At 69.7% G+C, this 10,598-nt stretch carries 10 protein-coding genes; all 10 read left to right on the top strand.

All coding sequences use genetic code 11. The features are described 5' to 3' along the window. Positions 1-12: 12 nt before the first annotated feature. From BDK92_RS20290 to nuoK, 10 genes are read left to right on the top strand one after another with little or no spacing between them, the layout of a single operon-like run. The gene (locus tag BDK92_RS20290) at positions 13-687 is read left to right on the top strand and encodes a NuoB/complex I 20 kDa subunit family protein (protein ID WP_121158143.1); all 675 of its coding nucleotides are present in this window, start codon (positions 13-15) and stop codon (positions 685-687) included. After that, positions 684-1,418: an NADH-quinone oxidoreductase subunit C gene (locus tag BDK92_RS20295; protein WP_121158144.1), complete on the top strand. Its 735-nt coding sequence runs from the start codon at positions 684-686 to the stop codon at positions 1,416-1,418. The genes BDK92_RS20290 and BDK92_RS20295 overlap by 4 nt, the downstream gene beginning before the upstream one ends. Further along, positions 1,418-2,743 (top strand): NADH-quinone oxidoreductase subunit D, encoded by a 1,326-nt coding sequence (locus BDK92_RS20300; protein ID WP_121158145.1) that lies wholly within the window; start codon positions 1,418-1,420, stop codon positions 2,741-2,743. Before BDK92_RS20295 ends, BDK92_RS20300 begins: the two co-directional genes overlap by 1 nt. Then, positions 2,740-3,732 (top strand): NADH-quinone oxidoreductase subunit NuoE, encoded by a 993-nt coding sequence (nuoE, locus tag BDK92_RS20305; RefSeq protein ID WP_211349638.1) that lies wholly within the window; start codon positions 2,740-2,742, stop codon positions 3,730-3,732. Before BDK92_RS20300 ends, nuoE begins: the two co-directional genes overlap by 4 nt. Continuing rightward, on the top strand, positions 3,729-5,045 hold the full coding sequence (nuoF, locus tag BDK92_RS20310) for an NADH-quinone oxidoreductase subunit NuoF (protein WP_121158147.1): 1,317 nt from the start codon (positions 3,729-3,731) through the stop codon (positions 5,043-5,045). The genes nuoE and nuoF overlap by 4 nt, the downstream gene beginning before the upstream one ends. Beyond that, positions 5,045-7,591, top strand: coding sequence for an NADH-quinone oxidoreductase subunit G (locus tag BDK92_RS20315; protein WP_121158148.1), 2,547 nt, complete (start codon positions 5,045-5,047; stop codon positions 7,589-7,591). Before nuoF ends, BDK92_RS20315 begins: the two co-directional genes overlap by 1 nt. Before the next feature lie 2 nt (positions 7,592-7,593). Beyond that, positions 7,594-8,946 carry an NADH-quinone oxidoreductase subunit NuoH gene (gene nuoH / locus BDK92_RS20320; RefSeq protein ID WP_121162419.1) on the top strand — a complete coding sequence of 451 codons (1,353 nt, stop codon included), beginning with the start codon at positions 7,594-7,596 and terminating at the stop codon, positions 8,944-8,946. Position 8,947: 1 nt separating this feature from the next. Then, positions 8,948-9,532: an NADH-quinone oxidoreductase subunit NuoI gene (nuoI, locus tag BDK92_RS20325; RefSeq protein ID WP_121158149.1), complete on the top strand. Its 585-nt coding sequence runs from the start codon at positions 8,948-8,950 to the stop codon at positions 9,530-9,532. Further along, positions 9,532-10,302 (top strand): NADH-quinone oxidoreductase subunit J, encoded by a 771-nt coding sequence (locus BDK92_RS20330; protein ID WP_121158150.1) that lies wholly within the window; start codon positions 9,532-9,534, stop codon positions 10,300-10,302. Before nuoI ends, BDK92_RS20330 begins: the two co-directional genes overlap by 1 nt. Continuing rightward, on the top strand, positions 10,299-10,598 hold the full coding sequence (nuoK, locus tag BDK92_RS20335) for an NADH-quinone oxidoreductase subunit NuoK (RefSeq protein ID WP_121158151.1): 300 nt from the start codon (positions 10,299-10,301) through the stop codon (positions 10,596-10,598). Before BDK92_RS20330 ends, nuoK begins: the two co-directional genes overlap by 4 nt.

Here is a 10,598-nt window from a genome sequence, read left to right on the forward strand (position 1 = left end):
GGAGGACGTCAGATGGGTATCGAGGAGAAACTCCCGGCCGGTGTCCTGCTCACCTCGGTGGAGAAGCTGGTCAACTGGTCCCGCAAGTCGTCCGTCTGGGGTGCGACCTTCGGTCTGGCCTGCTGCGCCATCGAGATGATGGCCGCCGGTGGCCCGCACTACGACATGGGCCGCTGGGGCATGGAGGTCTTCCGCGCCTCGCCGCGTCAGGCCGACCTGATGATCGTGGCCGGTCGGGTCAGTCAGAAGATGGCCCCGGTGCTGCGTCAGATCTACGACCAGATGGCCGAGCCCCGTTGGGTGCTCTCGATGGGCGTCTGCGCCAGCAGCGGCGGCATGTTCAACAACTACGCCATCGTGCAGGGCGTCGACCACATCGTTCCGGTCGACATGTACCTGCCCGGCTGCCCGCCCCGGCCGGAGATGCTGATCGACGCGGTGCTGAAGCTCCGCGAGAAGATCGGGCACGAGCCGCTCGGTCCGAACGGGCGCAAGATGCTCGAGGCCCGCAAGGCCCGCGGTGACGTGCCGGTCGTGCCGTACGGCTCGATGCCGTCGTCGTACCGGTCCGACAAGACCCGGCGGGCGGAGTGGACACAGGCGGTGCGCGAGGGCCGCGAGGAACAGCTCCGGATCGAGAACTGGATGAAAGCACAGAACCACATCGGCGGGGGTGTCAAGCCGTGACCACGCCCAGTGAGAAGCCCGGTGGCGGCGTACCGGCGACTGCCCCGCCGGTCGGCGCGACCAGCGGTGCACCCGCCGAACACCCGCCGGCCAGCCCGGCCGGGCGCGGCATGTTCGGTATCCACGGCTCCGGCGACACCTCCGGCTTCGGTGGACTGGTCCGCCGCCGGGTCGGCCTGGTCGACAGCCCCCGGCCGTACGGCGGCTACTTCGACGAGGTCCGGGACGCGCTGGAGGAGGCGTACCCCGCCTTCGCCGACGCGATCGAGAAGATCGTGGTCGACCGGGGTGAGCTGACCCTGCACGTACGCGCGGAGCGGATCGCCGAGGTGTGCCAGGTGCTCCGCGACGACCGGGCACTCCGGTTCGAGCTCTGCTCCTCGGTTTCCGGGGCGGACTACCTCGGCAGCGACGAGCGCCGGCTGCACGTGATCTACCTGCTCACCTCGATGACCTACCGGCGCCGGATCCGCCTGGAGGTCGCCGTCACGGCCGAGGAACCGCACCTGCCGAGCGTCACCGCGATCTACCCGACCGCCGACTGGCAGGAGCGGGAGGCGTACGACATGTTCGGGGTCGTCTTCGACGGCCACCCCGGTCTGACCCGGATCCTGATGCCGGACGACTGGGAGGGACACCCGCAGCGCAAGGACTACCCGCTCGGCGGTGTGCCGGTCGAGTACAAGGGCGCGGAGATCCCACCGCCGGACAAGCGGAGGAGCTACCAGTAATGACTACTCCTGGATACGCGTCGCAGCGTGAGACGACCGAGGGTCGGGTCTTCACCGTCACCGGTGGCGACTGGGACACCGTCGTCGCCGGCCACGACCCGATCGCGGACGAGCGGATCGTCGTCAACATGGGTCCGCAGCACCCCTCCACCCACGGCGTGCTGCGGCTGATCCTCGAACTCGAGGGCGAGACGGTCCGTGAGGCGCGCAGCGTCGTCGGCTACCTGCACACCGGCATCGAGAAGAACCTCGAATACCGCAACTGGGTGCAGGGCTCGACCTTCGTGACCCGGATGGACTACCTGGCGCCGATCTTCAACGAGACGGCGTACAGCCTGGCCGTGGAGAAGCTGCTCGGCATCACCGACGAGGTCACCGAGCGGGCGACCACGATCCGGGTGCTGATGATGGAGCTGAACCGGATCGCCTCGCACCTGGTCTGGCTCGCCACCACGGGCATGGAACTCGGCGCGATCTCGATCATGCTGTACGGCTTCCGCGAGCGTGAGTACATCCTCGACATCTTCGAGATGATCACCGGCCTGCGGATGAACATGGCGTACGTCCGCCCCGGCGGTGTCGCGCAGGACGTACCGGACGCGGCCGTCGTCAAGATCCGCGAGTTCCTCGCCATGATGCCGAAGCGGCTCAAGGAGTACGAGGACCTCCTCTCCGGGCAGCCGATCTGGATCGAGCGGACCAAGAACGTGGCCGTGCTCGACGTGACCGGTTGTGTCGCGCTCGGCGTCACCGGCCCCGTGCTCCGCTCGGCGGGGCTTCCCTGGGACCTGCGCAAGACGATGCCGTACTGCGGTTACGAGACGTACGAGTTCGACGTACCGACCTCGACTGACGCCGACGTCTGGGGACGCTACCAGGTCCGGCTCGCCGAAATCCGCGAGTCGCTCAAGCTGGTGGAGCAGGCACTCGACCGGCTCCGCCCCGGTCCGATCATGGTGGCCGACAAGAAGATCGCCTGGCCGGCGCAGCTGGCCATCGGCGTCGACGGCATGGGCAACTCCCTCGAACACGTCGCGAAGATCATGGGTCAGTCGATGGAGTCGCTGATCCACCACTTCAAGCTCGTCACCGAGGGTTTCCGGGTACCGCCCGGCCAGGTCTACGTCGCGATCGAGGCTCCCCGTGGCGAGCTGGGCGTACACGCCGTCTCCGACGGCGGCACCCGGCCGTACCGGGTGCACTACCGCGAGCCGAGCTTCGTCAACCTGCAGGCCCTCCCGGCTATGGCCGAAGGCGGTCTGATCGCGGACGTGATCGCGGGCGGTGCCTCTCTGGATCCGGTGATGGGTGGGTGTGATCGCTGATGGGCTTCAGTGAAGAGACGTACGGGCGCGCGCGGGAGATCATCGCGCGTTACCCGGCCGACCGGTCCCGCTCGGCCCTGTTGCCGCTGCTGCACCTGGTCCAGTCCGAGGAGGGCTATGTCTCCCCGGCCGGCGTCACGTTCTGCGCCGAGGTCCTCGGCCTGAACAAGGCACAGGTCGGCGCGGTCGCGACCTTCTACACCATGTACAAGCGCCGGCCCACCGGCGACTGGCTGGTCAGCGTCTGCACCAACACCATGTGCAACGTCCTCGGCGGGCAGCAGGTCTACGACACCCTCTCCGAGCACCTCGGCGTCGGGCACGACGAGACCACCAGCGACGGCAGCATCACGCTGGAACACGCCGAGTGCCTGGCCGCGTGCGACTACGGCCCGGTGATGACGGTCAACTACGACTTCTTCGACCAGGTCGACCCGGACAGCGCGGTCGGTGTGGTCAACGAGCTGCGGGCCGGCAACCGACCGGCGCCGAGCCGGGGCGCCCGGCTCTGCACGCTCAAGGAGATGTCGCTCCAGCTCGCCGGCTTCTCCGACGAGCGCGAGGGCGCGGTCGCCGACGGCGTGGCGGGCGACCCGACGCTGCGCGGTCTGCGCCTGGCCGAACAGCACGGCATCTCGGTGAAGGGCTTCGACCCGAACACCCCGATCAAGCGCAAGCAGGACGCCGCACCGGCACCGGCCACCACCCGGCCGGCCGCCGCGACCGGCAGCACCGCGCCGGACGTACCGGCGCCGGACCAGAAGTCGCCGCAGTTGCGTACCGCGGAGACCCGCGCGCCGGACGCGAAGACGCCGGCACCGGACGCGCCGGGGGTAGCCACCCCGGTCGACGGCGAACCGCCGGCACCGGCGGACGCCCAGGCCGCCGCCGCCGCAGGCACCGCCACCAACCCGCCCGCCAGCGATGGCAAGCCGGCCGGTGACGACGCAGAGCAGCAGCAGCGTTCGTTGAAGGAGGCTCAATCATGAGTACGCCTCGGCCGGAGACGCTGGCGAAGCTGACCCCGGTGCTGACCAAGCGCTGGCTCTCCCCGGACGCCTGGAAACTCGACGTCTACCAGCGGCTCGACGGCTACGCCGCGCTGCGCAAGGCGATCGCCGCCGACCCGGACGACCTGATCCAGCTGATCAAGGACTCCGGGCTGCGTGGTCGTGGTGGCGCCGGCTTCCCGACCGGGCTCAAGTGGGGTTTCATCCCGCAGGGCGACGGCAAGCCGCACTACCTGGTGGTCAACGCCGACGAGGGCGAGCCGGGCACCTGCAAGGACCTGCCGCTGATGACGCACGACCCGCACTCGCTGGTCGAGGGCGTGATCATCGCGTCGTACGCGATCCGGGCCAACCGCGCCTACATCTACATCCGGGGCGAGGCGGTCCACGCCGCCCGGCGGCTGCGGCACGCGGTCGACGAGGCGTACCGGGCCGGTTACCTCGGCAAGAACATCCTCGGCTCCGGGTTCGATCTGGACCTGGTCGTGCACAGCGGCGCCGGGGCGTACATCTGTGGTGAGGAAACCGCGCTGCTCGACTCGCTGGAGGGCTTCCGGGGCCAGCCGCGGCTGCGCCCGCCGTTCCCCGCGACGCACGGCCTCTACGCCTCGCCGACCGTGGTCAACAACGTCGGCACCATCGCCAGCGTGCCGTACATCGTGCTCGGCGGCGCCGACTGGTGGAAGAGCATGGGTACGGAGAAGTCCTCCGGGCCGATGATCTACTCGCTCTCCGGTCGGGTGAACAACCCGGGTCAGTTCGAGGCCGGCCTCGGCATCACGCTGCGCGAGCTGATCGAGCTGGCGGGCGGCATGCAGCCCGGTCACAACCTGCGGTTCTGGACCCCGGGTGGCTCGTCGACCCCGCTACTCACGGCCGACCACCTGGACGTGCCGCTCGACTTCGAGGGGGTGGCGGCGGCCGGCTCGATCCTCGGCACCACCGCGACCCAGATCTTCTCCGACCAGGACTGCCCGGTCTACGCGACCTACCGGTGGCTGGAGTTCTACCACCACGAGTCGTGTGGCAAGTGCACCCCGTGCCGGGAGGGCAACTACTGGATGGTCCGGGTCTACCGCCGGATCCTCTCCGGGCACGGCACCCAGGAGGACCTGGACACCCTGCTCGACACCTGTGACAACATCCTCGGCCGCTCGTTCTGCGGTCTCGGCGACGGCGCGACCAGCCCGGTGACCTCGTCCCTGCAGTACTTCAAGCAGGACTACCTCGACTACATCGAGGGGCGCACCGCGCCGAAGCTGTCGGACAAGCAGTTGGTAGGTGCGCACTAATGACCGATCTGAAGGCCGTCAACCCGGCCGGCGCTGCCGCGCCGGTGGAGACCGTCACCCTCACCATCGACGGCATCGAGGTGACCGCGCCCAAGGGCACGCTGCTCATCCGGGCCGCCGAGAAGCTCGGCATCGAGATCCCCCGGTTCTGCGACCACCCGCTGCTCGCCCCGGCCGGGGCCTGCCGGCAGTGTCTGGTCGACGTGGAGGGCCAGCGCAAGCCGGTCGCCTCCTGCACCCAGACGGTGGCCGAGGGCATGGTGGTGAAGACCCAGCTCACCTCCCCGGTCGCCAAGAAGGCGCAGGAGGGGGTGATGGAGCTGCTTCTGCTCAACCACCCGCTCGACTGCCCGATGTGCGACAAGGGCGGCGAGTGCCCACTGCAGAACCAGGCGATGTCCACCGGCCGCCCGGAGTCGCGCTTCCACGAACAGAAGCGCGAGTACGAGAAGCCGATCAACATCTCCTCGCAGGTGCTGCTCGACCGTGAGCGGTGCGTACTCTGCCAGCGCTGCACCCGGTTCTCCGAGGAGATCGCCGGGGACAAGTTCATCGACCTGATGGACCGCTCCTCCGGCGAGCAGATCAACGTCTACCGGGACGAGGTCTACGGCGGCGAGGGCGACGGCACCGGACGCGACGCAGGCGGTGCCGGGGATGTCCCGTTCAACTCGTACTTCTCCGGCAACACGGTGCAGATCTGCCCGGTCGGCGCGCTGACCGGTGCCCAGTACCGGTTCCGGGCCCGCCCGTTCGACCTGGTCTCCACCCCGAGCGTCTGCGAGCACTGCTCCGCCGGCTGCGCCCAGCGCACCGACCACCGCCGGGGCAAGGTGCAGCGCCGGCTCGCCGGCGACGACGCCGCGGTGAACGAGGAGTGGAACTGCGACAAGGGCCGCTGGGGCTTCCGCTACAGCACCGCGAACGAGCGGCTCACCAACCCGCTGATCCGCGACGCCAAGACCGGTGAGCTGCGGGAGGCTTCCTGGAGCGAGGCGTTCGCCTTCGCCGCCGAAGGGCTGCGTCGGGCCCGGGACGGCGCGTACGGCATCGGTGTGCTCACCGGTGGCCGGCTCACCGTCGAGGACGCGTACGCGTACGCGAAGTTCGCCCGGGTGGCTCTGAACACCAACGACATCGACTTCCGTGCCCGCCCGGTCGCCGCCGAGGAGACCCAGTTCCTGGCGAGCAACGTGGCCGGCGTGACCGATGTGACCTACGCCGACATCGAGCGGGCATCCGCGGTGGTCCTCGCCGGCCTCGAGCCGGAGGAGGAGTGCCCGATCCTCTTCCTGCGCCTGCGCAAGGCGCACCAGAAGAAGGGCCTCAAGGTCTACGCGTTGGCGCCGTTCGCCAGCCGTGGGCTGGAGAAGCTCGGCGCCAAGCTCGCCCGGGTCGTCCCGGGTGAGGAGGCGCGGGTGCTGGCCGAGCACGACACGGTCGCCGAGGCGCTCAGCACGCCGGGCGCGATCCTCTTCGTCGGCGAGCGGCTCGCCACCGTACCGGGCGGGCTCTCCGCCGCGGCGGCGGTCGCCGAACGTACCGGGGCGAAGCTGGCCTGGGTGCCGCGGCGAGCGGGCGACCGGGGTGCGGTCGACGCGGGCTGCCTGCCCAACCTGCTCCCCGGCGGACGCCCGGTGACCGACCCCGGTGCACGGGCCGAACTGGCCGGTGCCTGGGACGTGGCCGCCGGAGTCATCCCGAGCCAGGTGGGTCGGGACACCGACCAGATCATCGCCGCGGTCGCCGACGATCGGATCGGTGCGCTGGTGGTGGCCGGGGTCGACCCGTCCGACCTGGCCGATCCCCGGCTCGCCGAGGAAGCTCTGGAGAAGGTGCAGTTCCTGATCAGCCTGGAGATCAAGGGCAGTGCGGTCACCCGCCGCGCCGACGTGGTCTTCCCGGTCGCCCCGGTGGTGGAGAAGGCCGGCAGCTTCCTCGACTGGGAGGGCCGGCTGCGGACCTTCGAGGCCGTGCTCGACACGACCGCGATGAGCGACGCCCGGGTGCTGGACGCGCTCGCCGCGCAGCTCGGGATCGACCTCGGCACCGGCGACGTGAACAGCGTCCGCCGCGAGCTGGGCGGACTGCCGGTGACCCGGGCGGAGCGCCCGGCCAGCCCGGCGGTCGAGCCGGCCGGGGCCGTCGCGCCCGGCGCGGGTGAGGCGGTCCTCGCCACCTGGCACCACCTGATCGACCTGGGCAGCCTGACCGAGGGCGACGCACAGCTCGGCGGCACCGCCCGCCCGCCGGTGGTCCGGCTCGGCAAGGCCGCCGCAGAGGCACTCGGCGTCACCGACGGCGACGCGGTCACCGTCGGCACCGACCGGGGCGCGCTCACCCTGCCCCTGGAGATCACCGACATGCCCGACGGTGTGGTCTGGCTGCCGACCAACTCGCCCGGCTCGACGGTCCGGCGCGGTCTCGGCGTCACCTCGGGCGCGATCGTCCGGCTCTCCGCCGGTGCGTCCCACCTGGTCGCCGCCGACGCGGCCGACCGGCCCGGCCCGCTGCTCAACGCGGCAGCAGGAGGTGGAACCGAATGAGAATCGACTACCTGGCCCAGGACCCGACCCTCGCCGACTTCGGCAAGGACACCTGGTGGCTGGTCCTGCTCAAGATTGTCTTTGCCTTCGTCTTCGCGGTGCTGGCCACCCTGCTCGGGGTCTGGTTCGAGCGGCGCGTGGTCGGTCGGATGCAGGTCCGTCCCGGCCCGAACCAGGTGGGCCCCTTCGGCCTGCTGCAGACCCTCGCTGACGGCCTCAAGATGGCCTTCAAGGAGGACATCCTGCCGAAGGCGTCGGACAAGGTGGTCTTCTTCTTCGCCCCGACCATCTCGGTGATCAGCGCGGTGACCGCGCTTTCGGTGGTCCCGTTCGGCCCGATGGTGAGCATCTTCGGCGAGCGGACGCCGTTGCAGGTCACCGACGTGCCGGTGGCGGTCCTGGTGATCCTCGCCTGCTCCTCGATGGGCGTCTACGGCATCGTGCTCGGCGGCTGGGCCTCCGGCTCGACCTACCCGCTCCTCGGCGGGCTCCGGTCGAGCGCCCAGATGATCTCGTACGAGGTCGCGATGGGTCTCTCCATCGTTGCCGTCTTCATGACCGCCGGCACCATGTCCACCAGCGGGATCGTCGCCGCGCAGTCCGGCAACTCGTCGGCCAGCTGGGACATCTTCGGCTGGCACCCGACCGCGCCGGCCTGGTACGCGATCCTGCTGCTGCCGAGCTTCATCATCTTCTTCATCGCGATCGTCGGCGAGACCAACCGGGCGCCGTTCGACCTGCCCGAAGCCGAGTCCGAGCTGGTCGCCGGCTTCATGACCGAGTACAGCTCGCTGAAGTTCGCGCTCTTCATGCTCTCCGAGTACGTCGCCATGGTGACCATGTCGGCGGTGACCGTCACGCTCTTCCTGGGTGGTTGGCGGGCGCCGTGGCCGATCACCTTCTGGGAGGGCGCGAACTCCGGCTGGTGGCCGCTGCTCTGGTTCCTCGGCAAGGTGGTCCTGCTCGTCTTCGTCTTCGTCTGGCTCCGGGGCACCCTGCCCCGGCTCCGGTACGACCAGTTCATGAGGTTCGGCTGGAAGGTGCTGCTGCCGATCAACCTGGTCTGGATCCTGGCGCTCTCCGGCATCCGCTCGATCGACGGCTGGCGCGCGACCGACCGGTGGATCGTCATCGGCATCGTGGTCGCGGTCCTGTTGCTGATCGTGCTCTTCTGGCCCAACCGCAAGCCGGAACCGACCGAGACCCTGCAGCAGCAGGTGCGCTCCCGCCCGGCCGGCAGCTTCCCGCTGCCCCCCATGGACCTGGTGGTCCCGCCGAGTCCGCGGCTCAAGCGCGCGGTCGCGGAGCGGGAGCAGGCCGTCATCACCGCTGGCGCGGACGAGAAGGAGGTGTGACGTGGGCATCTCGGGGACCTTCAAGGGTTTCGGGGTCACCTTCTCGCACATGTTCAAGAAGGTGGTCACCACCGACTACCCGTTCAAGCCGCCGACGCCGGCCCCGCGCTACCACGGGCGGCACATCCTCAACCGTCACCCCGACGGGCTGGAGAAGTGCATCGGCTGCGAGCTGTGCGCCTGGGCCTGCCCGGCGGACGCGATCTACGTCGAGGGCGGCGACAACACCGACGAGAAGCGCTTCTCGCCCGGTGAGCGGTACGCCAGCACGTACCAGATCAACTACGCCCGCTGCATCTTCTGCGGACTCTGCATCGAGGCCTGCCCGACCCGCTCGCTGACGATGAGCAACGAGTACGAGCTGGCCCGGGACTCGCGGCAGGACCTGATCTTCACCAAGGAGCAGCTGCTCGCGCCGCTGCTGCCGGGGATGGAGCAGCCGCCGCACCCGATGCGGCTCGGGGACACCGAGAAGGACTACTACGTCGGTGCGCTGACCAATCCGGGCACCTCGGCCGGCGCCGAGCGGGCGCCCTGGTCGGAGACCGGTACGGCGGACGCCGCCGGGTCGACTGGAGACAAGTGATGACGACGCAGACGGTGCTCGCCGCGGCCGGCGACGTCTCCACCGGCGAGGCGGTGACCTTCTGGATCCTCGCCCCGCTCGCCCTGATCGGCGGGCTCGGCATGGTCGTGGCCCGCAACGCGGTGCACTCGGCGCTCTGGCTGGTGCTGACCATGCTCTGCCTGGGCGTGTTCTACGTGCTGCAGGCCGGACCGTTCATCGGCATGGTGCAGATCATCGTCTACACCGGCGCGATCATGATGCTCTTCCTGTTCGTGCTGATGCTGGTCGGTCGGGACGCCTCGGACTCGCTGATCGAGACACTGCGCGGCCAGCGGGTCGCCGCGATCGCCCTGGGCCTCGGTTTCGCCGCGCTGGTGGCGAGCGGGGTCTACCGGGCGGTGGAGGGCACCACCGCGGTGGGACTGGACGAGGCGAACCGGGACGGCAACGTCCAGGGCATCGCGTCGCTGCTCTTCACCAAGTACGTCTTCGCCTTCGAGGTGACCTCGGCGCTGCTGATCACCGCGGCCGTCGGCGCGATGGTGCTGGCGCACGTGGAGCGGCGCAAGGAGGAGCGGATGGACCAGGTGGCGACCATGAAGGCGCGCTTCGTCCCGGGTAACTACCCCGGTCCGAAGCCCGGCCCGGGTGTCTTCGCCACGTCGAGTTCGGTCGCCACCCCCGGCCGGCTCCCGGACGGCTCGCTCAGTGAGCGCAGCGTGCCCGAGATCCTGCCGACCCGGGAGATGACCGAGTCGGAGACCGCGCTGAAGGGGACCGAGAAATGAGACCGGAGTACTACCTCGTCCTCGCCTCGGTGCTCTTCACCATCGGCGCGGTCGGGGTCCTCGTCCGCCGTAACGCGATCGTGCTCTTCATGTGCGTCGAGCTGATGCTCAACGCGGCCAACCTGGCGCTGGTCACCTTCAGCCGGATCAACGGCGACCTGAATGGCCAGATCATGGCGTTCTTCGTGATGGTGGTCGCCGCGGCCGAGGTCGTGGTCGGACTCGCGATCATCATGTCGATCTTCCGGACTCGACGCTCGGCGAGCGTCGACGACGCCAACCTGCTGAAGTACTAA

The organism is Micromonospora pisi (assembly GCF_003633685.1).
Lineage (GTDB): Bacteria > Actinomycetota > Actinomycetes > Mycobacteriales > Micromonosporaceae > Micromonospora_G > Micromonospora_G pisi.